This is a genomic window from Janthinobacterium algoris (genome assembly GCF_051380935.1).
Taxonomy (GTDB): domain Bacteria; phylum Pseudomonadota; class Gammaproteobacteria; order Burkholderiales; family Burkholderiaceae_D; genus Janthinobacterium.
This window is the reverse complement of the sequence record NZ_JBNYXZ010000010.1, coordinates 221,077-242,175: the sequence shown is the minus strand read 5'-3', so window position 1 is coordinate 242,175 and position 21,099 is coordinate 221,077. Positions and strand designations below refer to the sequence as shown.

Annotated in this window: 18 protein-coding genes and 1 pseudogene; 16 read left to right on the top strand and 3 right to left on the bottom strand. The window is 61.2% G+C overall.

Annotation, left to right across the window (positions count from 1 at the left end; translation table 11 throughout):
* The coding region (locus ACQ4W7_RS17005) for a transposase (RefSeq protein WP_426074579.1) at positions 1-114 on the top strand (114 nt) is incomplete at its 5' end.
* A gap of 62 nt (positions 115-176) precedes the next feature.
* Here the strand turns inward: ACQ4W7_RS17005 and yihA are convergent.
* A complete protein-coding gene (gene yihA, locus ACQ4W7_RS17000; protein WP_298410125.1) occupies positions 177-926 on the bottom strand; it encodes a ribosome biogenesis GTP-binding protein YihA/YsxC in 750 nt (249 codons plus the stop codon).
* Positions 927-1,112: 186 nt separating this feature from the next.
* Between yihA and ACQ4W7_RS16995 the strand changes: the two genes are divergently transcribed.
* From ACQ4W7_RS16995 to msrQ, 5 genes are all read left to right on the top strand, one after another.
* Positions 1,113-1,784: a c-type cytochrome gene (locus tag ACQ4W7_RS16995; protein ID WP_426073373.1), complete on the top strand. Its 672-nt coding sequence runs from the start codon at positions 1,113-1,115 to the stop codon at positions 1,782-1,784.
* A 185-nt stretch (positions 1,785-1,969) separates the two neighbouring features.
* Positions 1,970-4,066 carry a cytochrome c biogenesis protein ResB gene (locus tag ACQ4W7_RS16990; protein WP_436531925.1) on the top strand — a complete coding sequence of 699 codons (2,097 nt, stop codon included), beginning with the start codon at positions 1,970-1,972 and terminating at the stop codon, positions 4,064-4,066.
* Between the two features lie 48 nt (positions 4,067-4,114).
* On the top strand, positions 4,115-5,266 hold the full coding sequence (gene ccsB / locus ACQ4W7_RS16985) for a c-type cytochrome biogenesis protein CcsB (protein WP_436531923.1): 1,152 nt from the start codon (positions 4,115-4,117) through the stop codon (positions 5,264-5,266).
* 73 nt (positions 5,267-5,339) lie between these two features.
* The gene (gene msrP, locus ACQ4W7_RS16980) at positions 5,340-6,317 is read left to right on the top strand and encodes a protein-methionine-sulfoxide reductase catalytic subunit MsrP (RefSeq protein WP_436531921.1); all 978 of its coding nucleotides are present in this window, start codon (positions 5,340-5,342) and stop codon (positions 6,315-6,317) included.
* Between the two features lie 9 nt (positions 6,318-6,326).
* Positions 6,327-6,980, top strand: a complete 654-nt coding sequence (msrQ, locus tag ACQ4W7_RS16975) for a protein-methionine-sulfoxide reductase heme-binding subunit MsrQ (RefSeq protein ID WP_436531919.1) — start codon at positions 6,327-6,329, stop codon at positions 6,978-6,980.
* Here msrQ and lptM read toward each other — a convergent pair.
* Positions 6,977-7,159 carry an LPS translocon maturation chaperone LptM gene (gene lptM, locus ACQ4W7_RS16970; RefSeq protein WP_092718293.1) on the bottom strand — a complete coding sequence of 61 codons (183 nt, stop codon included), beginning with the start codon at positions 7,157-7,159 and terminating at the stop codon, positions 6,977-6,979. The genes msrQ and lptM overlap by 4 nt on opposite strands.
* Before the next feature lie 40 nt (positions 7,160-7,199).
* Between lptM and cyaY the strand changes: the two genes are divergently transcribed.
* Positions 7,200-7,529, top strand: coding sequence for an iron donor protein CyaY (gene cyaY, locus ACQ4W7_RS16965; protein WP_436531917.1), 330 nt, complete (start codon positions 7,200-7,202; stop codon positions 7,527-7,529).
* Between the two features lie 61 nt (positions 7,530-7,590).
* Here the strand turns inward: cyaY and ACQ4W7_RS16960 are convergent, their stop codons facing one another.
* Entirely contained in the window at positions 7,591-9,936 is a 2,346-nt protein-coding gene (locus tag ACQ4W7_RS16960) for a penicillin-binding protein 1A (protein ID WP_436531915.1), read from the bottom strand.
* 301 nt (positions 9,937-10,237) lie between these two features.
* On the opposite strand from ACQ4W7_RS16960, the gene pilM reads away from it, so the two are divergent.
* From pilM to nrfD, 9 genes and pseudogenes are all read left to right on the top strand, one after another.
* The gene (pilM, locus tag ACQ4W7_RS16955) at positions 10,238-10,870 is read left to right on the top strand and encodes a pilus assembly protein PilM (RefSeq protein WP_436531913.1); all 633 of its coding nucleotides are present in this window, start codon (positions 10,238-10,240) and stop codon (positions 10,868-10,870) included.
* A 71-nt stretch (positions 10,871-10,941) separates the two neighbouring features.
* Positions 10,942-11,463 carry a PilN domain-containing protein gene (locus tag ACQ4W7_RS16950; protein WP_436531911.1) on the top strand — a complete coding sequence of 174 codons (522 nt, stop codon included), beginning with the start codon at positions 10,942-10,944 and terminating at the stop codon, positions 11,461-11,463.
* Positions 11,464-11,465: 2 nt separating this feature from the next.
* Entirely contained in the window at positions 11,466-12,500 is a 1,035-nt protein-coding gene (locus tag ACQ4W7_RS16945; RefSeq protein ID WP_436531909.1) for a pilus assembly protein PilP, read from the top strand.
* 107 nt (positions 12,501-12,607) lie between these two features.
* A pseudogene (locus ACQ4W7_RS16940) lies at positions 12,608-13,933 on the top strand (type IV pilus secretin PilQ); the annotation flags it as partial.
* A gap of 121 nt (positions 13,934-14,054) precedes the next feature.
* A complete protein-coding gene (locus ACQ4W7_RS16935) occupies positions 14,055-16,256 on the top strand; it encodes an Ig-like domain-containing protein (RefSeq protein WP_436531907.1) in 2,202 nt (733 codons plus the stop codon).
* A gap of 102 nt (positions 16,257-16,358) precedes the next feature.
* Positions 16,359-17,984: a bifunctional shikimate kinase/3-dehydroquinate synthase AroKB gene (aroKB, locus tag ACQ4W7_RS16930; RefSeq protein ID WP_436531933.1), complete on the top strand. Its 1,626-nt coding sequence runs from the start codon at positions 16,359-16,361 to the stop codon at positions 17,982-17,984.
* Positions 17,981-19,117, top strand: coding sequence for a deoxyguanosinetriphosphate triphosphohydrolase (locus ACQ4W7_RS16925; protein ID WP_436531905.1), 1,137 nt, complete (start codon positions 17,981-17,983; stop codon positions 19,115-19,117). The genes aroKB and ACQ4W7_RS16925 overlap by 4 nt, the downstream gene beginning before the upstream one ends.
* A 145-nt stretch (positions 19,118-19,262) precedes the next feature.
* Entirely contained in the window at positions 19,263-19,973 is a 711-nt protein-coding gene (dsrO, locus tag ACQ4W7_RS16920) for a sulfate reduction electron transfer complex DsrMKJOP subunit DsrO (RefSeq protein ID WP_071079747.1), read from the top strand.
* A 3-nt stretch (positions 19,974-19,976) separates the two neighbouring features.
* On the top strand, positions 19,977-21,089 hold the full coding sequence (gene nrfD, locus ACQ4W7_RS16915; protein WP_436531903.1) for an NrfD/PsrC family molybdoenzyme membrane anchor subunit: 1,113 nt from the start codon (positions 19,977-19,979) through the stop codon (positions 21,087-21,089).
* Positions 21,090-21,099: the final 10 nt, after the last annotated feature.

The following is a 21,099-nucleotide window of genomic DNA, read 5'->3' as shown; positions in this document are numbered from 1 at the left end:
CTCGAGGGTGTCAACAACCGCATCAAAGTTATCAAGCGGATGGCTTACGGTTTCCGGGACTCGGCATACTTCTTCCTCAAAATCAAGGATGCGTTCCCCGGCAAAGTGCGATGAACCTAAAAAAAGGCTGCACCGTGTGAACGGGCAGCCTTTTTGTCATGTGGCGCTGATGATGATCAGGCCGGTTTGTCCGATTCGGTTCCCGGTGCCGCTTCCACGTCGTCTTCCATCTCGATGAGTTCGACCATTTCGGCCGCGCCGTCTTCGCTGATGCCAGCCAGTTCCATGATCTTGTCATTGGCTTCGTCGATGCCGACGCGCTTGAGGGCCGAGAACAGTTGCACGGTGAACGGGAAGCCGACGCCGTCTTCATCGACATAGCTGTCGAGCTTGGCTTTCGCCTGGCGCAGCGCGTTGACCGATTCATTGCGGTTCAGCTTATCGACTTTCGTCAGGATGCAGTGGATCGGCTTGCCCGTGGGGGCGAACCATTCCAGCATCTGGACGTCCAGGTCGGTGAAAGGACGGCGCGAATCCATGATAAGAACCAGGCCCGCCAATTGCTCGCGGCGCTGCACGTAGTCGCCCAGCAAACGTTGCCAGTGCAGTTTGGCCGAGCCCGAAACTTCCGCGTAGCCGTAGCCGGGCAAGTCGACCAGCAGGCATTCGATCTCTTCGACGATGGTGGCATCCTTGCGGTGCTGCGCCACATGGGCGCCGCCGATAGAGAAGTAGTTGATGTGCTGGGTACGGCCAGGTGTCTTGGAGGCGAACGCCAAGCCTTTCTGATTACACAAGATGTTGATGGCGGTCGATTTACCGGCATTGGAGCGGCCGGCAAAAGCGATTTCCGGCACCGTGGTATCGGGCAGGTCACGCAATTGGTTGACGGTCGTAAAGAAGCGGGCTTGCCAGAGTTTTGACATGGGAGTAGTAAAGCAACAAAATGGAGCGATAAGGGAGCGATAACGCCAAGAAGCTATTGTACAATAAGGGATTGTTAATTGTTGCCGGCGTAGCAGCGATGCGGCTTGCGGCCCTGAAAATAAATCAAAAATCGCAGGAGCGCGGCAATGTCCACCACTAATTTCTCACTGTCTCAGGGTGCCTGAATGAATCGTGCGTTTTCACCGTTTGTCCAATCCATGCTGCTCGCTTTGCTGGCCGTATCGGCAACTGCTTTCGCGGTCGAAGCACCGAAACCGGCCGTCAAGGCCGACGCTGCCAAGGGCGCTACCCTGTACGCCGATGGCGATGCGGCGCGCGGCTTGCCTGCCTGCGTGTCTTGCCATGGTGCGGCCGGCAATTCGACCATCACGGTCAACCCGAAGTTGGCCGGCCAGCACGAAAGCTATATTTACAAGCAATTGGTCGACTTCACCACGCCGGAGCGCAACCAGCCTGTCATGACGACGTACGCGAAGATGCTCAGCGACGCTGACAAGAAGAATATCGCAGCCTACCTGGGTGCGCAGCTGTCCAAGCCGGGTGCCGCGAAAAACAAGGATACGATTGACCTGGGCAAGAAAATCTACCGTGGTGGCATTGCTTCCAAGCAAATCGCCGCCTGCGCCAGCTGTCATGGCGCGACGGGCAATGGCATGCCCGTCCAGTATCCGCGCATCGCCGGCCAGCACCAGGATTACACGGTGGCCCAGCTGGCCATGTTCCGCAGCACCAAGGCCGACGCCCGCAAGAACAGCGCGCAAATGCACACCATCGCCGCCCGCATGTCGGATGACGAAATCGCCGCCGTGGCCGACTATATCGCCGGCCTGAAGTAAGTTTTCATAGTGGCAAGAAATTGCCAGGCGCACCAGCGCGCATGAACAAGGGCGGCCATCTCAAACAGGCTGCCCTTTTTTATGGCAGGGGCCAAACAGGAGTATGCTGCCGCTTTGCCCGCAGACATACTGTGTGCTCCTTGCCACTTTCCTCAAGATTGCATATCCAGTATGAGTATCAACGTATGAGCACAGGCACGACCGGAATCGAGTTAAAGACCCAACGCCGCAGCCTGGCTGAATTCGTCGAGCTGGTCTCGTCGATGCGCTTTGCCATCAGCCTGCTGACCCTGATCGCCGTCGCCTCCATTATCGGCACCGTGCTCAAGCAGAACGAGCCCATGCCCAATTATGTGAACCAGTTCGGTCCATTCTGGTTCGCCGTCTTCGACAAGCTGAGCCTGTATTCCGTGTATTCGGCCTGGTGGTTCCTGGTGATCATGGGTTTCCTGGTCGCCTCGACCTCGCTGTGCATCGTGCGCAATGCGCCGAAGATGCTCAAGGACATGCGCAGCTGGCGCGACAATGTGCGCGAGCAATCTTTGCGCAATTTCCATCACAAGATGGAATGGCAGGCGCCGCTGCCGCGCGCCGTGCTGGCACAGCAGATGGTGATGCGCCTGAAAGACAGCGGCTATGCGACCAAGGTGGTCGAGAAGGACAACGCCACCCTGGTGGCGGCCAAGCGCGGCGCGGCCAATAAATGGGGCTATATCTTTGCCCACGGCGCCATCGTCATCATTTGCGTGGGCGGCTTGCTCGACTCCGAAATGCCGATCCGCGTACAGCAATGGTTCTTTGGCAAGACACCGTTTTCCGGCAGCGGCGTGATCGCCGACATTCCAGCCCAGCACCGTTTGAGCCTGTCGAATCCTACTTTTCGCGGCAACACCATGATCCCGGAAGGCTCGTCAAGCAATACGGCCATCATTCCCCAGGCCGATGGCGTGCTGATCCAGGATCTGCCCATCACCATCCTGCTGAAAAAATTCCACATCGATTTCTACAGCACGGGCATGCCGAAGCTGTTCGCCAGCGATGTCGTCATCACCGATCATGTCACGGGCGAAAGTTTTCCTGCCACTATCAAAGTCAACCAGCCGTTGCTGTACAAGGGCCTGGCCCTGTACCAGTCCAGCTTTGAGGATGGTGGCAGCAAGCTCAAGTTGACGGGTTTTCCCATGGTGGGCAAGACGACGAAACGCTTCGATATCGGCGGCGAAGTCGGCGGCAGTACGCCGCTCGAGCGCAGCGATGGCAATTCCTACACGGTGGAATGGTCGGCTTTCCGTCCGTTTAACGTGGAAAACCTCAGCGCCGGCCAGGATGTGCGCGCCGTCAGCAAGGCGGAAAGTTTCAACGATAAATTTGCCGTCGGCCTGGACAAGCGCCTCGGTTCGGCCGCGAAGAACGCGAACAACAAGGATCTGAAGAACGTCGGTCCTTCGGTGCAATACAAATTGCGCGACAAGACGGGCCAGGCGCGCGAATACCAGAACTACATGCAGCCTGTCACCGTGGACGGCACGACGGTGTTCCTGGCCGGCATGCGCATCAACCCCAGCGATGCCTTCAGCTTCCTGCGCATTCCCGCCGATGACAATTACAGCGTAAACGAGTGGATGCGTTTGCGGGCCGCGCTGCAAGATCCCGCGCTGCGCCAACAAGCTGCCGCGCGCTATGCGGCCCGCGCCATGCCGCAACCGGGCGCGGAAGCTCTGCGCGGCCAGTTGCAGGAATCGGCGGCGAAAAGCCTGGGTATCTTTGCCGGCAATGGGCAAGAGGGCGGTTTCCTGGCCATTTCGCGTTTCCTGGAGAAAATTCCTGCGGCCGAGCAAGAAAAAGCGGCCGATATCTTCATGAAGATCTTGAATGGCAGCCTGTGGGATTTGTGGCAGGCGGCGCGCGCCCAGGACGGCTTGAAAGCCATCGAGGCCGATGACAAGCACGGCCGCTTCCTGCAGCTGGCCACGAATGCGCTGTCCGACAGCTTCTTCTATGGCGCGCCCGTGTATCTGCAGCTCGACGAGTTCACGGAAATCAAGGCGTCCGTGCTGCAAGTGACGCGTTCGCCGGGCAAGAGCGTGGTGTACCTCGGTTGCCTCTTCCTCGTGATCGGCGTGTTTTCCATGTTTTACATCCGCGAGCGCCGCCTGTGGGTGTGGATCAAGGATGGCGAGGGGGCCAGTGTAGCGTTGATGGCCATGAGCACGCAACGCAAGACCCTGGATTTTGAAAAAGAATTTGAGACTTTGAAGGCAAAGCTGCCGCAATCGGCGTAAGCTGCGCTGTGTCTGGGACGCTTGCGCGTCGCCGGGAATGGAGAAAATATGGAATTGGCAAACAAGCAAATATATACGCAGGAACCAGGCTTTTTCAAGCGCCTGAGCCTGATCGATTGGCTGTATGGCGCCGGCTTGCTGGCCGCCTCCCTGTTTGGCCTGATGCGCTTTGGCGCCTTCATGGATATCTATGAAAAAGCCATCTTGCTGGCAGCGGCGCCCACGTTCGCTTGGCTGGGCTGGTACTGGAAGCCCGTGCGCTGGCTGATCCCCCTGGCGGCCGTGCTGTCGCTGTCCGCCATCGAGCTGTACGCCGGCCATCTGGACATGGCGAACCAGAAATTCTTCCTGAAATATATCTTGTCGAGCCAATCCGCCATTTTGTGGATGGGCACCCTGTTCGTGCTGTCGACCCTGTTCTACTGGATCGGCCTGGTGGCGCGCTCGGAATTCGGCTCCTCCGTCGGCTCCCTGCTGTGCTGGGCCGGCGTGGTACTGGGCCTGACGGGCATGCTGGTGCGCTGGTACGAGTCTTACCTGATCGGTGCCGACGTGGGTCATATTCCCGTGTCGAACCTGTATGAAGTGTTTATCCTGTTTTCCTTGATCACGGCCATGTTCTACCTGTACTACGAGCAGCATTACGCGACGCGCCAGCTGGGCGCCTTTGTCATGCTGGTCATTTCGGCGGCCGTGGTGTTCCTGATGTGGTACACGGTCACGCGCGACGCGGCCGAAATCCAGCCGCTGGTGCCGGCCCTGCAAAGCTGGTGGATGAAGATCCACGTGCCGGCCAACTTCATCGGCTACGGCACCTTCGCCCTGTCGGCCATGGTGGCGGCGGCATATCTGCTCAAATCGAGCGGCTACCTGGTCGACCGCCTGCCGTCGCTGGAAGTGCTCGACGACGTCATGTACAAGGCGATTTCCGTGGGCTTCGCTTTCTTTACGGTAGCGACCATCCTGGGCGCCCTGTGGGCGGCCGAAGCGTGGGGCGGCTACTGGTCGTGGGACCCGAAAGAAACCTGGGCGCTGATCGTCTGGCTCAACTATGCAGCTTGGCTGCACATGCGATTGATGACGGGCTTGCGCGGCCGCGTCGCTTCGTGGTGGGCGCTGGTGGGCTTGCTGGTGACGACGTTCGCGTTTTTAGGCGTGAATATGTTCCTTTCCGGTTTGCATTCTTACGGCAAACTTTAATGACAGAAGCGTCATGAACGGCCCGGGAAAACTGGTGTAAGGTACAAATAATCACCCTTTTCCCGGAGCCGCCATGTTGATCAAGCGCAGTCCCAACGGCATTGAATTGCCGTATTCTTCCGAAATCACGCCGCGCGCCGTGTTTGAATCGCGCCGCAGCTTCATCACGCAAGTGGCGCTGGGCTCGATGTCCAGTGCGGCCTTGCTGGAAATGGCCAGCCGCGAAGCCTTCGCGCAAGGCACGAATCCCAAACTGGCCGCCAAGCTCAATCCCGCCTATTCGGCGCTGGAAAAGCAGACGGCGTACAAGGACGCCACCAGCTACAACAATTTCTACGAATTCGGCACGGACAAGAGCGATCCGGCGCAAAACGCGGGTACCTTGCGCACGCGGCCGTGGACGGTCAGCATCGAAGGTGAAGTCAAGAAGCCCATGACGCTGGACCTCGATGCGCTGTTGAAACTGGCGCCGTTGGAAGAGCGTGTCTACCGGCTGCGCTGCGTGGAAGGCTGGTCGATGGTCATCCCGTGGGTTGGTTATTCCTTCTCGGAAATCATCAAGAGGGTCGAGCCGACGGGCAATGCCAAGTATGTGGAATTCATCACCCTGGCCGACAAGAAGCAAATGCCGGGCGTGGGTAGCCGCGTGCTGCAGTGGCCCTATACGGAAGGCTTGCGCATCGATGAAGCGAACCATCCGCTGGCGCTGCTGACCCTGGGCATGTATGGCGAAGCCTTGCCGAACCAGAACGGCGCGCCCGTGCGCATGGTGTTGCCGTGGAAATATGGTTTCAAGTCCGCCAAATCCATCGTCAAGATCCGCTTCGTCAAGGAACAGCCGCGCACGTCCTGGAACCTGTCGGCGCCGTCCGAATACGGTTTTTACTCGAATGTGAACCCGAACGTCGATCATCCGCGCTGGTCGCAGGCTTCCGAGCGGCGCATCGGCGAAGACGGTTTCCTCACGCGCAAGCGCAAGACCCTGATGTTCAACGGCTACAACGATGTCGCTTCCTTGTACGCGGGCATGGATCTGAAGAAGTTCTTTTAAGGAAAGACCATGGCCCTCAACCCCACGCCGAGACAATTTTCGCTATTCAAAAGCCTGCTTTTTCTACTGGCGCTGCTGCCGTTTGCACGCATGGTCTGGCTGACGTACACGGGGCAACTGGTGGAGCCGCTGGAATTCATCACGCGTGGCACGGGCGACTGGACCCTGTATTTTCTCTGCATCAGCCTGGCTGTGACGCCCTTGCGGCGCTTCACGCAATGGAATTGGCTGATCAAGCTGCGGCGCATGCTGGGCCTGTTCGCGTTTTTCTACGCGGCACTGCACTTCACCACCTTCCTGTGGTTCGATCACTTTTTTGATGTGCAGGAAATGTGGAAGGATGTGCTCAAGCGCCCGTTCATCACGGTGGGCTTCATCGCCTTCGTCTTGCTGATTCCGCTGGCCGTGACGAGCACGAACGGCATGGTAAAACGCCTGGGCGGCAAGCGCTGGCAGTGGCTGCACCGCTTGATCTACGTCATCGCGCCACTGGGCATTTTGCACTTCTGGTGGATGAAGGCGGGCAAGCACAATTTCGCGCAACCGATCCTGTTCGGCAGTATCGTCGCGCTACTGTTGTTAATTCGAGTATATTTCGCCTGGAGCAAGCGTGTAAAAAGCGCCAGGGCGGCGCATGCCGCCACCCCGGTGCGTTCGCTTTAGGTAGCCGGCACGATCACCGGCGGCGGTGGCACGGGCGCCGGTTCGACAGGGCCTTTGGCTGGCGCGCCCTTGGCCGCCGGCGGCTTGGGCAGGTACAGGGGACCGGGCTGGCCGCAGCCGGCCAGGATGCTAGAAACCACAATGGCGGTACCGATATAAAACGCTGAGGATGACTTCACGATTAGAATCACGGTTTGATTAAGATCTTTGGAGTGTAGCATGAGCGAATCGGAATTCCTGGCCCTGGCCGAAGCCACCCTGACCCAGATCGCGGCGGCGCTGGACCGGCTGAACGATGAAGACGTGCTCGACGTCGAATGCAGCCGCAGCGGCAATGTACTGGAAATCGAATTCATCGATAACGGCACGAAAATCATCGTCAACAGCCAGGCCCCCATGCGCGAGATGTGGGTGGCAGCGCGCTCGGGCGGTTTCCATTACAAACGCGTGGGCGATGAGTGGGTCAACACGCGCGACGGCTCGGAACTGTTTTCAGCCCTGTCGGCCATGGCCAGCGAGCAGGCGGGCGCGCCGGTGGTCCTGAAATAACGTTTCGCCAAGGAATAAAAAAGGCAGCCTCTTCAGGCTGCCCTTTTTACATCAAGCGAACTTAAAACAGTTCATTCTTGACCGCTTCCTTGGCTTTTTCTTCCTCCGGCGTGCCGCGCGCCGCGCCTTCCAGGCTGCCCACCCCGGTGCCCGGCGGATTTTCCGCATAGTAGTATTCGTCGCCCACGCGTATCAAGCCTTCCGGTACGGCGCGTTCCTCGACGGGAATGCTTTTCAGGGCTTTCGCCATGTAGCTGATCCAGATCGGCAGGGCCAGCCCGCCGCCCGTTTCCCGGTTGCCCAGGTTGCGCGGCTGGTCGTAGCCGATCCAGGCGATGCCCACCAGCTTGGCCTGGTAGCCGGCGAACCACGCATCGATGGAATCGTTGGTGGTGCCCGTCTTGCCGGCCAGGTCAGGGCGCTTCAAGGCCATGGCCTTGTTCGCCGTGCCGAAGCGCACGACGTCGTTGAGCATGCTGTTCATCATGAAGGCATTGCGCTCGTCGATGACGCGGTTGGCTTCCTCGCCCGCCAGATCCGGCTTGGCTTGCGACAGGATATTGCCGTCGCTATCGGTCACCTTGGCGATCAGGTAAGGGTTGATCTTATAGCCGCCGTTGGCGAAGACGGCATACGCGCCCGCCATCTGTAGCGGCGTCACGTTGCCGGCGCCCAGGGCCAGGGTCAGATATGGCGGGTTCTTGTCCGCGTCAAAGCCGAAGCGCGTCGCGTATTCCTGGCCATACTTGGCGCCGATCTTGTGCAGGATACGTATGGAAATCATGTTCTTCGATTTCATCAAGCCCTTGCGCATGGTCATCGGGCCATCGTATTTGCTGTCGTAGTTCTTCGGTTCCCACGCCTGGCCGCCCGTCTGGCCCGCGTCGAACGAGATCGGCGCATCGTTGATGATGGTGGCTGGCGACAAGCCCCGTTCCAGCGAAGCGGAATAGATGAAGGGCTTGAAGGCCGAGCCGGGCTGGCGCCACGCCTGCGTGACGTGGTTGAATTTGTTGCGGTTGTAATCGAAGCCGCCCACCATGGCGCGGATGGCACCGTCGGTGGTGCTGGCCGACACAAACGCCGATTGCACTTCCGGCATTTGCGTCAAGACCCAGCTGTTGTTTTCTTGCATGACGCGGATCACGGCGCCACGCTTGATGCGGCGGTTCGGCGCCGCTTTTTCCGACAGCCAGGCTGCGCCAAATGTCAGGCCCGGGCCGGTAATGGTGATTTCCTCGCCTGCCGACGTGACTGCCTGCAACGATTTTGGCGACGCTTGCAGCACCATGGCGGCGATGATGTCGTCGCTGTCCGGGTGGTCGGCCAGCTCCGTTTCGATCGCATCATCCGCCTCAGCCTTGGTTTTCGGAATCTCGATGTAGGCTTCCGGGCCGCGGTAGCCGTGGCGTTTCTCGTAATCCATCACGCCCTTGCGCAAGGCAATGTAGGCGGCGTCCTGGTCGGCCTTGGTGATGGTGGTGTAGACGTTCAGGCCGCGCGTGTAAGTATCTTCCTTGAATTGCTCGTAGACCAGCTGGCGCGCCATTTCCGAGACATATTCCGCGTGCACGCCAAAGGCGCTGCTGTCAGTTTTTACTTTCAGCTCTTCATTCTTGGCTTCCGTGTATTGCTCAGGCGTGATGTAGCCCAGTTGCGCCATGCGCTGCAGGATGTATTGCTGGCGCATGCGCGCGCGCTTCGGATTGACGACGGGATTGTAGGCCGACGGCGCTTTTGGCAAGCCAGCCAGCATGGCCGCTTCCGCCACGGTGAGGTCCTGGATATTCTTGCCGAAATAGATTTGCGCGGCCGAGGCGAAGCCGTAGGCGCGCTGACCTAGATAAATCTGGTTCATATACACTTCGAGGATCTGGTCCTTGCTGAGGTTTTTCTCGATCTTCCACGCCAGCAAGACTTCATACGCCTTGCGTTTCAGCGTCTGTTCGCTGGACAGGAAGAAGTTGCGCGCCACCTGCTGCGTGATGGTCGAGGCGCCTTGCTTGGCGCCGCCCGTCAGGTTGTGCAGGGCCGCGCGGGTGATGCCCAGATAGTCGACCCCGCCATGTTCATAGAAGCGGTCATCTTCGATGGCCAGCACGGCTTTCTTCATGACATCGGGAATATCCTTGATATGCACCATGTTGCGCCGTTCTTCACCGAACTCGCCGATCAACACACTGTCGGACGTGAACACGCGCAGCGGCATTTTCGGCTTGTAATCGGTCAAGGTATCGAGCGCTGGCAGGTTCGGATAGGCCATGGCCAGGCCAAAAACTACCAGCAAGACGCCGACGATGCCCAGGCCCAGCAGCGATACCAGGGCCATCAACAGAAAACGTTTGGGTTTGCTGCCCTTGGTGGGCGGCTTCGAGCCAGCGGAGCCAGCGGAGTTTGAAGATGTCATGCGTCGTATGTCTTTCGGTTAATTATGCCGGTCAATTATAAGCGAGCTTGCCGGGCGGGCAGCGCGCCGTGGCGCTTGCCGGGGGGAGTGTCGACACTTGTCGATACTCTATATAAGCGTGTATTGGCCCGCTGGCAACCAGGATTTGGTAACAATTATTCTGCGCCAGATCATAGCCTGGCCAGATAGGCGCGCCGCGCCGCAGGCACCAGTGTGAAATCCATTTACAAGCCAGCGCTGCCAGGACTAGGCTTTCGGATGGCAGCAACCCTTCCCACGGTCACGTTTCTCTATGAAAAACATGTCTATCCGCAGTTTTCTTGGCATCGGCTTGCTGGGCGTCGACATGGCGGACGATGCCGTGCGCGTGGTCGAGTTGAGACGCCGGCGGGGAAAACTGTCGTGCCGGCATTGCGGCAGCGCCGCGCTGGCTGAAGGAGTGATGCTTGAAGGCAATGTTGAAGATGTGCAGGGTCTGACTACCGCCGTGCGCCTGGCATGCCGCAACAGTGGCAGCGCCTGCACCCGCGTGGCATTGGCCATGCCGGCCACGGCCTTGATCGCGCATGTGATCCGTCTGCAGGCGGGCTTGCCCGAGGAGCAACTGGAGATTCTGGTGGAACTGGAGGCGGCGCAATACATGCCGTTTGCGCTGGAAGACGCCAGCCTGGATTTTTACCAGCTCGGGCCGGCGCCACCGCTTGCCGGCCAGACGCAGCGGGAGGTCGAAGTGCTGCTCGTGGCGGCGCGCCGCGCCAGCGTGCAGCGTCGCCTCGATGCGGCTACGGCGGCTGGCTTGACGCCCGTTGTCATGGATAGCGAGGCGCTGGCACGCCAGGCGGCTGTTGCACAAGGGGGATGGCAAGCCTTGCCGGACAGCGGACTGGCATTTCAGCTGGCCTGGGGGCTGGCTTTGCACCGCTACGCCCGATGAAGAGCGTGGCGCAAGTGCCATGCATCAACCTCTTGCCGCATCGCCAGGCGGCGCGGCGCAGGCGTATTCAGATGCTGCTGTGGCAACTGGCCGGTGGGGCGCTGCTGGGCTTGCTGCTGGTGCTGGCGGCGGGCGCTTGGCTGCAGCAGCAGCTAGATGCGCAGTTGCGCCGCCAGGAGGGCTGGCGCAACGCCACGCAGCAAGTAAATGCCATCCTTGACACCGGCAGGCGGGTGCAGAGCGAGACGGCGGCGCTGGTGCTGCGCCAGCAGGCCATTGCCGATTTGCAAGAACAACGCAATGCCTGGGTGCGCATGCTGGACGCGCTGGCGCGGGCGATGCCGACCGGTGTGGCCTTGCACAGTGTGCGCCAGGAGTCGGCGATGCTGCGCTTGCAAGGGCAGGCGGTCTCGCAGGATAAGGTCGCGGCACTGCTGCTGGCGCTGGAGCAAGCGGCGCCCTGGTCCCGGCCGGAATTGGTGGAAGTGCGGCTGGAAGTGCGCGGTGCGGGCGACGGCGCGGTGGAGTGGACGATACGGCTGGCTTTGGCAAGCGCTGGACGCCTGTCCAGTAAACCTAGCCCTGGAGGTTGATTATGCTGAGCTTGAAGACCGCGTCGCTGTGGCCGCTACCGGTGCGCCTCGCTTGCGCCGCCCTGTCTGGCATGCTGGTGGCCGCTCTGCTGCACGCCGCCTGGCTGGATGGCATGATGTCTGCTGTGCAGGTGGCGCAAAGGGAAGAAGGCCGCTTGCGTGCCGCGTATCTGTCGGCGCAGGCCAGGGCGAGCCTGTTGCCGCAGTGGCGTGCGCAGCAGCGCCAGGCTGGCGCCGAGCTGGCTCTCCTGGAACAGCAGTTGCCCGACCAGCAAGCGATGGCGGTGCTGTTGACGGACATCAACGCCGCAGGCCAGTCGCGCGGTTTGCAATTTTCGCTGTTCAAGCCGGGGACGCCCCGGCCGCAAGCGCCATATGTCGCCTTGCCGATCGCCATACAGTTGCGTGGCGGCTATCACGCCATGGGTGCGCTGCTGGCAGACCTGGCGCGCTTGCCGCGCATCGTCACGGTGCATGAGCTGGCCTTGACCCTCGGCAAGGATCGCCTGCTGACGCTCGACGCCGTGCTGCAGGCGTATCGCTTGCCCGACGCGGGGGAACGGGCGGCGCAAGCGGCATTGTCGCCCAAGGCCGGCACGCCTGCAGCCGCGCCCGTATGGCATCCGCTTGCCGTAGTCGCGCCGTATCCCTACGAAGCCGCCGCCTTGGTCGATCCTTTTGATGCATTACCGCCCGCCGGCGCGCCGGGTCAACATGGCAGCGTGGCGGGGCCCGACCCGCGGCGTGTGCGCGAAGCGCTGGAAAGCGTGGCGCTGCCAGCCATCAGCATGGTCGGTAGCGTGCAACAGGCCGGGCGCCTGAGCGCGCTGCTGCTGGCGGGCCAGCGCGTGTACCGGGTGGCGGTGGGCCAGTATCTGGGGCCGGACCACGGCCTGGTCACGCGCATCAGCGAACAGGCGCTGCAGTACAAGGAGTTGCTGCCGCACGCGGGCGGCGGGTGGCGCGAACGGCACGCCAGCCTGTCCCTGCAAAAAACCGGTGACGCCAAGGCCGGCATGCCGGAGGTCACGCCATGAAGCCGTATATGTGGATGTGTTCGATGTGCTCGATATACTGGACCTTGCTGCATGGCGTCGCCATGGCCGGGGACGAGGCGGTGGTGCAGGTGACGGCGCCGCGCCTGTATGCCGGTGAGAAAATCTCCGTCGATTTCCAGAACGTGGGCGTGCGCGCGGCCCTGCATATCCTGGCCGATGCATCGGGGCAAAACATCATCGCCAGCGACAGCGTGGCGGGCAACCTGACCCTGCGCCTGCGCGACTTGCCGTGGGACCAGGCGCTCGACGTGCTGCTGCAGGCGAAGGGGCTGGACATGCGGCGCAATGGCAACGTGCTGTGGATCGCGCCGCGCGAGGAAATGCTGGCGCGCGAAAAACTCGAACTGGAGCAGCGCGCGCAGATCGCGGAACTCGAACCCTTGCAGTCGGCCATCTTCCAGCTCAACTACCAGAAGGCGGAAGCGTTCCGCAGCGTCTTCGGCTTGGACGCGGGCGAGGGGCGCAGCCGCTTGCTGTCGCGGCGTGGCAGCGTGCTGATCGAGCCGCGCACGAATCAGGTGTTCGTGACCGACGTGCCGGCGCGCCTGGAACAGATCCGCCAGCTGATCGCCAAGACGGATATTCCAACGCGGCAAGTCATGATCGAGGCGCGCATCGTCGAAGCGAACGACAGTTTCAGCCGCAACCTGGGCGCGCGCCTGGGTTTCATGGACCAGCGGCAGGCAGCGGGCCAGGTACCCGGCTTTTCCCTGGGCGGCAGCGGGCGCCGCACGGTCATCGGCGGCAGCTACCAGGGTGTGGGCGAGGCGACGGGGCAAACGGTGGCCGGTGCCGGCGCCTTCGTGCCAAACACGCAATTCGTCAACTTGCCAGCCGCCAGCATCAATGGCTTGCCGCCGGCCAGCTTTGCCCTGAGCCTGTTTTCGGCGGCCGCCAACCGCTTCCTGAACCTGGAACTGTCCGCGCTGGAAGCGGACGGCAAGGGCAAGATCATATCCAGCCCCCGCGTGGTAACGGCCGACAAGGTGCTGGCGCTGATCGAGCAGGGCATCGAGCTGCCGTACCAGGTGGCCACCAGCAGCGGCGCCACGTCGATTACATTTCGCAAGGCGAACCTGCGCCTGGAGGTCACGCCGCAGATCACGCCGGACGGCAATGTGGTGCTGGAAGTGGACGTCAACAAGGATAGCGTGGGGCAGGAAACGCGTTCCGGGTTTGCCATCGACACCAAGCACGTGCGTACGCAAGTGATGGTGGAAGACGGCGGCACGGTGGTGTTGGGCGGCATTTATCAGCAATCCGAACGGGGCACGGATAGCAAGGTGCCGATTCTTGGCGACATCCCCTTGCTGGGGATTTTTTTCCGCAGCACGGGCCGCAGTCAAGAAAAAACGGAACTAATGGTGTTTATTACGCCGAAAATAGTGGCAGATCGGCCAGCAACACGTTAATGTCACATCTTTACGTTTAAGTAACAATGCAAACGAAAGCGAACTGATGGCGACTATGCGGAATTTTTCTTTAGGCAATACTTCTTGGAGTAGGGCATTGAATTGGCTGGCTCTGCTGGTCATGAGCACTGTACTGGCCGCTTGCGGTGGCGGTGGCGGTGATCCGACCGTTGATGGCGGCAAGGGCGGTGGTACGACGGGTGGTGTGGCCGCGACGGTCACGGTGAGCCTGTTGAACTCGGCCGACCGGCCTGCCAGTACGCTAAGCAGCACTGCGCCGCTGACGGCCAAGGCGCTGGTGATCGATAAAAATGGTGCTCCGGTCAGCAATACGATAGTCACTTTCGCCTCCGACGCCACACTGGTAAAGCTGTCATCGACCAACGGCACGGCGCTGACCGACGCCAAGGGCTATGCCAGCATCACCGTCTCGGCCCTGAACGCCACCGTTGCCGGTGCGGGCAAGCTGACGGCCACTGTCGCGGCGGGCACCGCCACGATAAGCGGCGAGGCGAGCTATGAAATCAAGACTGCGCAGGCATCGGGCGCCAAAATGACGCTGTCGCTGTTCAGTGGTGCCAGCGCCAGTAACGCGCTGTCGAGCGCCACGCCGCTGACGGCCAAGGCACTGGTGACCGATTTAAACGGCAAGCCACTCACCAACGCCCTGGTCGCGTTCTCCACTGACAACACCCTGGCCGTCATGTCGTCATCGGTGGGAACGGCACTGACCGATGCGACAGGCACGGCCAGCGTCACGCTGCGGCCTTTCAGCCTGTCCGCCAGCGGCGCGGCCACTTTGCAGGCGACGACGACGGCCAATGGTGCCGTCGTCAGCAGCCAGATCAATTATGTGCTGGGAGCCACCGACCTGACGGTGAGCGACATACATTTTTCGCCCGACAGCATCCCGGCCTATGGCACCACCAACGTCACGGTCGATGTCATGGCTGGCACCAGCCTGTACACGGGATCAGGCCAGACGGTAAATTTCAGTTCGACTTGCGTGGAGGCCGGCAAGGCTAGCGTGACCAGCGGCGTGCCGGTAGTCAATGGCAAGGCTACAGCTGTTTTCCGCGACCTGGGTTGCAATGACTACGATATGGTCAATGCCACAGTGATGGGCAGCGCTTCCATGTATCACGCGACGCTGCCGATCGGTCGCGCCGCGCCGGCATCGGTACAATTTTCCAGCGTCAGTCCGGTAGGCAAATCGATCGTGATTCAAGGGCAGGGCGGCATAGCGCGCACGGAAATGGCTACGCTCACTTTCCGCGTATTCGATACTTTCAACAAACCGCTGGTCGGCCAGGAAGTGACGTTTTCGTTGTTGAACGGTCCTGGCATGACGCTCAATAAAGTGAAAGACACCACGGATGCCAATGGTGACGTCATCACCACCGTCAATTCCGGCACCACCCCGACCACCTTCCGTGTTAAGGCCAGCCTGGCCTCTGGCATTTCCACCTTGTCCGATTCCATCTTGGTAACGACGGGTTTGCCTGTGCAAACGGCGTTTTCGCTCAGCTCCGTCAAGTCCAGCGTGGAAGGCTGGTCGTATGACAGCCCCGTAGGCACCCCTGCTACGACCGTCACTATCTTGCTGGCAGACCAAGCGGGCAACCCTGTTCCTGACGGCACGCCGGTGGTATTTCAGAGCAATTTGGGCGCCATCGGCTCATCCAGCATGGGCGGCTGCACTACCATGAACGGCGGCTGCTCGGTCGACTTCCGCAGCCAGAACCCGCGTGTGGCGACCAATCCACCTGTCACGCCCTGCAATGACGTCAGCCATGGCGGCACGCCCGACAGCCTGTGGCCAGGCCTGGCAACCGTCTGCGCCAGCACTTCGGACGGCAGCAAGACGCTGTTCGCGAAGATCGCCATCTTTTTAAGCGGTAGCCATCCCGAAAATGTCACGCTGTTCGATCAGTCGGCCCAGGTAAGTCTGGATCGCAGCACCTATGATTTGGGGAGCGTTTCGGCCTCTGCAGTGCGTCAATTCAGCCTGCGATTGAGCGATTTGCATCAAAATCCCATGCCTTCCGGGACGACTGTCGCGATCACGAATATGATCAATGGAGTCGGATCCATCACACCGGATAGCATTCAAAATATCTATCCGCACAACACGCTTGGCGTGGATGACCGTACCGGAGGCAACATTCAAGGTAACCAGGGAGGCCGGCATGCCGTTACAATTAACAGCCTGACGCCGACAAATTGTGTAGCGAATGTGGTCAGCACGTTTAATGTGACAGTGACGACGCCGCTGGGTAACGCCACCAGTTACCCGTTTAGACTGACATTCTCCTGTCCTTGACGCAAGGGGAAACGGGCGCGGTAAAGGCGGTGCCCGCTTATTTTCTGATTGATATTAAAAGTGTCCGAAATTTCCAACAGTAATATTTTCCTTGTCGGCCTCATGGGCGCAGGCAAAACCACGATCGGGCGCATCCTGGCCCGCAAACTGGGCTTGCGCTTTGTCGATTCCGACCACGAGATCGAGGCACGCACGGGGGCGACCATCCCGTGGATCTTTGAAATCGAGGGGGAAGCGAGCTTTCGCCGGCGCGAGGCCGAGGTGATCCGCGACCTGAGCGCCCAGGAAGGCATCGTCATGGCCACCGGCGGCGGGGCCATCCTCAATGCCGACAGCCGCGCCTACCTGAAGGAGCGGGGCACGGTCGTGTACCTGCGCGCCAGCGTCAGCAACATCCTGGCGCGCACCAGCCACGACAAGAACCGCCCCCTGCTGCAGACGGCCGACCCGCGTCGCAAGCTGGAAGAATTGACGTCACAGCGCGAGCCCCATTACATGGAAGTGGCCGACATTGTGATCGACACGGGCCGTCCTAACGTACAATCGATGGTTCAGACCATCCTGATGCAGCTGGCCAGCCTCGAATGCGAGGCTTCGCCCAACTGCGTCATTCATGCAGAGCCTTCGATGAACGAGCAATCCAAAATGTTGTTGAGCGTAGACCTCGACGAACGCAGTTATCCGATCGCCATCGGTCCCGGCTTGCTGGCCGACGCCGATGCGCTGCTGCGCCATATCAGCGGCCATAAGGTGGCCATCGTCACCAATACCACCGTCGCGCCTCTGTACCTGGGCCGCCTGCAGGCGGCGCTGGCCAGCGATGGCCGCGAAGTGATCTGCATCGTCCTACCGGACGGCGAAGAATATAAAAACTGGGCCAGCCTGATGCAGATCTTCGACGCGCTGCTGGCCAATAAATGCGACCGCAAGACCACCCTGGTGGCGCTGGGCGGCGGCGTGATCGGCGACCTGACCGGCTATGCGGCGGCCAGCTACATGCGCGGCATCGGCTTCGTGCAAGTGCCCACCACCCTGCTGGCGCAGGTCGATTCCTCCGTCGGCGGCAAGACGGGCATCAACCACCCGCAGGGCAAGAACATGATCGGCGCCTTCTACCAGCCGCGCGCCGTGATCGCCGACACCTCGACCCTGGAAACCCTGCCGGCGCGCGAGCTGTCGGCCGGTCTCGCCGAAGTGATCAAGCATGGCGCCATCATCGATGCGGCGTTTTTCGACTGGATCGAGGCGAACATGGCCAAGCTGATGGCGCGCGACAAGGGGGCTTTGGCGTATGCGATTGCCCGTTCGTGCGAAATCAAGGCTGACGTGGTACGCCAGGATGAACGCGAAGGCGGCTTGCGCGCCATCCTGAACTTCGGCCACACCTTCGGCCACGCCATTGAAGCGGGCCTGGGCTATGGCCACTGGCTGCATGGCGAAGCCGTCGGCTGCGGCATGGTGATGGCGGCCGACCTTTCCTGCCGCATGGGTTATATCGACCAGGCAGCCGTGGAGCGCGTGCGCAAGCTCGTCGCCGCCGCCGGCCTGCCGGTCAAGGCGCCGGACCTCGGTGTCGAGCGCTGGCTGGAACTGATGGAAGTGGACAAGAAGAACGAGGGCGGCGCCATCAAGTTCATCCTGTTGAAACCGCTGGGCAGCCCGTGCATCACGTCCGCGCCGCATGAACTGGTGCTGGCCACCCTGGCCGCCGGAGTACAGCAAGCATGACCCCCGAAGACTTCCTCGCCCCGTATGCGGCCCATTCGGCACAGGGGCAGGGACGTCGCTTTGCCGAAGCGGCACACGCCTCGCGCAGCCAGTTCCAGCGCGACCGCGACCGCATCATCCATTCCTCGGCCTTCCGCCGTCTCGAATACAAGACCCAGGTTTTCCTCAACCACGAGGGAGACCTGTTCCGCACGCGCCTGACGCACAGCCTGGAAGTGGCGCAAGTGGGTCGCTCCATCGCGCGCAACCTGCGCCTGAACGAAGATCTGGTCGAAGCCATCGCCCTCGCGCATGACCTGGGTCACACGCCGTTCGGCCACGTGGGCCAGGACGTGCTCAATGAGTGCATGCGGGAGCACGGCGGCTTCGAGCACAACCTGCAAAGCCTGCGCGTGGTCGACACGCTGGAAGAGCATTACGGCGCCTTCGACGGCTTGAACCTGATGTTCGAGACGCGCGAAGGTATTTTGAAACACTGCTCGCTGGCGCATGCGCGCGAACTGGGCCCCGTGGCCCAGCGTTTCATCGACCGCACGCAACCGACACTGGAAGCGCAGCTGACCAACCTGGCCGATGAAATCGCCTACAACAGCCACGATATCGACGACGGCCTGCGTTCCGGTCTGATCACCATCGCCCAGCTGGAAGAGGTGGAATTCTTCGGCCGCCTGTGGCGCGACGTGCAGCAGGTGTTTCCCGGCCTGTCGGGCCGGCGCGCCATCTATGAAACCTTGCGTCGGCTGATCACGGCGCTGGCCGACGATTTGATCGTCACGTCGAATGCCTTGATCCTTGACGCGGCGCCGCGCGACGTCAGCGAAGTGCGCGCCAGTGCCCCGCTGATCCGTTTTTCCGACGCCATGCGCACGGACGCGACAGAGCTGAAACGCTTCTTGCGGGTCAATCTGTACCGCCACTACCAGGTCAACCGCATGCGCGTGAAAGCGAGCCGCATCGTGCGCGAACTGTATGACAGCTTCATGGCCGAACCGGCCCTGCTGCCGCCCGACTATCAACTCAAGGATGGCGACCTCACGCAGCAGGCACGCAAGATCGCCGACTACATCGCCGGCATGACGGACCGCTATGCGATCCGCGAGCATCGCCGGCTGTATTCGCTTGACGAACTGTAGGCGCAATACCCTCATTTTCCTCCTCTGTCAATTGGCATGATCATCTAGGCCCCCACCCGATCACCCCAATATCCGTACGGCAACTTCTTTTCTATCATGGCAGCAAGTCAACAAGGGCTTGCCGCCCATAGTCAAGGAGAGTGTCATGATTGAATCGCGCCGCAGTTTCTTGCGCGCCTTGCCAGCCGTCACCATCGGGGCGGCCATCGCGCCGCTGCCCGGCAAGGCTGCAACGAAGGGCGAGGGTGGGCAGCGCTGGGCGATGGTGGTCGATGTGCAGAAATGCATCGGCTGCCAGGCTTGCACGGTCTCCTGCATCATGGAAAACGCCGTGCCGGAAAACAGCTTCCGCACCGTCGTTTCGACCTATGAAGTGAAGGAAGAGAACCGCTGCGGCACCTACATGCTGCCGCGCCTGTGCAACCACTGCGCCAATCCCCCCTGCATTCCTGTCTGTCCCGTGGGCGCCACCTTCCAGCGCAAGGATGGCGTTGTCGTCGTCGACGGCGACCGCTGCGTGGGCTGCGCCTACTGCGTGCAGGCCTGCCCGTACGACGCGCGTTTCATCAACCACGAAACGGGCAAGGCCGACAAATGCACGTTCTGCGCGCACCGCGTCGACGAAGGCCTGCTGCCGGCCTGCGTGGAAACCTGCGTCGGCGGCGCGCGCATCTTCGGCGACCTGAATGACCCGGAAAGCATGGTGCATCAGCTGCTCACCGAGAACAAGGTGAAAGTGCTCAAGCCCGAACAGGGTACCCAACCCCATGTGTTTTACCTGGGACTGGACACGCGCTTCGCCGGCCACGTCGAGGGCGAAGCGACACTTTGGCAACCGAGCAAACACGGGAAATAAACCATGGACAGCCACATCACCGAAATTATCAACGTCACGCGCGAAGCGGCATGGCTGCCGTGGGCGGTGCAGTATTTTTTCCTCATCGGCCTCAGTTATGGCAGCTTCATGCTGACCTTGCCGTACTTTGTCTTCGGCCGCAAGGCGTATGAGCGCCTGGGGCGCATCGCGCTGCTGGCATCTCTCGTCTGCGGCATGACGGCGCCTGTGGCGCTGCTGGCCGACCTGCACGGGCCGGGCCGCTTCTACCATTTTTATATTTACTTCCAGCCGCAGTCGTGGATGTCGTGGGGCTCGTTCTTCATTCCCCTGTATCTGGGCTGTCTGATGCTGTACGCGTGGCTGGCGCTGCGCGTGGACTTCGCCACGCGGGGGCAGGGCCAGGACCGTCTGGCCTTCCTGTACCGCCTGGCCGGGCGCGGTGGTGCCGCCTCCCTGCGGGCCATCCGCTTTGCCGCCGCCTTCACCTTGCTCGCCGCCTTTGTCGTGGGTCTGTACACGGGCATGGAAGTGATGGTGGTGCGCGCCCGTCCCCTGTGGTACACGCCTTTCCTGCCGGCGCAATTTGCCGCCACGGCCTTTGTCGGGGCGATCGGCCTGGCGCTGCTGTTCAACCGCTTCCTGCCGGGCCGCGACCAGGCCCTGGAAGTGTCGCTGAACCGCGCACTGGCCCTGTCGCTGGCGCTGGTGCTGGCGCTGGGCGGCGGCTGGCTGTTCGTGAGTCTCTCTGGTGTGAGCGCCAGCCACAGCATGGCCTTTACCCAGGTGGCCGGCATGCCGCAATGGCAGTTCACCGCTGTCTGGGCCGTGCTGTCGTCCATCGTGCCGATGGCCCTGGCCATCTGGCGCCCGGCCACGAGTGGCCTGGTCAATGGCCTGATCGCGCTGCATAGCGCCTGGATGATGCGCTGGACGATTTTCATCGGCGGCCAGACGATCCCGAAAACGGGTGCGGGCCTGTACGACTATCACCTGCCGATGGGGAACGATGGCTTGCTGGGGATTATCGGTACGGCCGGTTTGTGGATCGCGCTGCTGTTGCTGATGCTGGAATTTTTGCCATGGGCCGGACGCGTCGTCGCTACACGCAGCCGTACCGCCATGGCCATGCACTGAGGAGTTAAAG

Coding starts and splice junctions, on each gene's coding strand:
- yihA (WP_298410125.1), bottom strand. CDS start 926: ATGTCAAAACTCTGGCAAGCCCGCTTCTTTACGACCGTCAACCAATTG.
- ACQ4W7_RS16995 (WP_426073373.1), top strand. CDS start 1,113: ATGAATCGTGCGTTTTCACCGTTTGTCCAATCCATGCTGCTCGCTTTG.
- ACQ4W7_RS16990 (WP_436531925.1), top strand. CDS start 1,970: ATGAGCACAGGCACGACCGGAATCGAGTTAAAGACCCAACGCCGCAGC.
- ccsB (WP_436531923.1), top strand. CDS start 4,115: ATGGAATTGGCAAACAAGCAAATATATACGCAGGAACCAGGCTTTTTC.
- msrP (WP_436531921.1), top strand. CDS start 5,340: ATGTTGATCAAGCGCAGTCCCAACGGCATTGAATTGCCGTATTCTTCC.
- msrQ (WP_436531919.1), top strand. CDS start 6,327: ATGGCCCTCAACCCCACGCCGAGACAATTTTCGCTATTCAAAAGCCTG.
- cyaY (WP_436531917.1), top strand. CDS start 7,200: ATGAGCGAATCGGAATTCCTGGCCCTGGCCGAAGCCACCCTGACCCAG.
- ACQ4W7_RS16960 (WP_436531915.1), bottom strand. CDS start 9,936: ATGACATCTTCAAACTCCGCTGGCTCCGCTGGCTCGAAGCCGCCCACC.
- pilM (WP_436531913.1), top strand. CDS start 10,238: ATGTCTATCCGCAGTTTTCTTGGCATCGGCTTGCTGGGCGTCGACATG.
- ACQ4W7_RS16950 (WP_436531911.1), top strand. CDS start 10,942: ATGCTGCTGTGGCAACTGGCCGGTGGGGCGCTGCTGGGCTTGCTGCTG.
- ACQ4W7_RS16945 (WP_436531909.1), top strand. CDS start 11,466: ATGCTGAGCTTGAAGACCGCGTCGCTGTGGCCGCTACCGGTGCGCCTC.
- ACQ4W7_RS16935 (WP_436531907.1), top strand. CDS start 14,055: ATGAGCACTGTACTGGCCGCTTGCGGTGGCGGTGGCGGTGATCCGACC.
- aroKB (WP_436531933.1), top strand. CDS start 16,359: ATGGGCGCAGGCAAAACCACGATCGGGCGCATCCTGGCCCGCAAACTG.
- ACQ4W7_RS16925 (WP_436531905.1), top strand. CDS start 17,981: ATGACCCCCGAAGACTTCCTCGCCCCGTATGCGGCCCATTCGGCACAG.
- dsrO (WP_071079747.1), top strand. CDS start 19,263: ATGATTGAATCGCGCCGCAGTTTCTTGCGCGCCTTGCCAGCCGTCACC.
- nrfD (WP_436531903.1), top strand. CDS start 19,977: ATGGACAGCCACATCACCGAAATTATCAACGTCACGCGCGAAGCGGCA.